Below are 561 nucleotides of genomic sequence, written 5' to 3'. Positions count from 1 at the left end.
GGCATTGAGGTGGATCATTCGAGCGTGCACCGCTGGGTCATCAAGCTCGTGCCGTTGTTCGAAAAGGCGTTTCGACGGCACAAGCGACCGGTTGGCAAGAGCTGGAGGATGAACGAAACCTACGTCAAGGTCAAAGGCCAGTGGAAGTACCTGTACCGTGCTGTCGACAGGCAGGGCAACGCGGTTGATTTCCGGTTGCGCGCCCATCGCGACAAGGCCGCTGCGCGCCGCTACCTTGAGAAGGCGATTGACCAGAACGGTGAGCCCGACACGATTACCGTGGATAGGAGCGGTGTCAATCTGGCCGCGCTCGAAGCGCTCAACGCCCGGCGCTCGACACCGATCAAGGTCCGCCAGAACAAGTATCTGAATAACATCGTGGAGCAGGATCGCCGTGCCATCAAACGCATCATCAAACCAATGATGGGCTTCAAGGATTTCCGGTGTGCCCGCATCATCCTTTCAGGCATCGAACTCAATGAAATGAACGCCTCCCACCCGTGAGCATTGGCGGCCGATAGAAGAAAAGGGGACCGTCACGGGCCGACGGCACAAGAGGCA

1 pseudogene is annotated in these 561 nt (G+C 58.3%); it reads left to right on the top strand.

Features of this window, described 5'->3' with window-relative positions:
* Window positions 1-486: pseudogene (locus HV796_RS43170) on the top strand (IS6 family transposase); the annotation flags it as partial.
* Window positions 487-561: the final 75 nt, after the last annotated feature.

Source organism: Paraburkholderia humisilvae, from assembly GCF_902859855.1.
GTDB classification, from domain to species: domain Bacteria; phylum Pseudomonadota; class Gammaproteobacteria; order Burkholderiales; family Burkholderiaceae; genus Paraburkholderia; species Paraburkholderia humisilvae.
This window is presented reverse-complemented; position numbering and strand designations above follow the sequence as displayed.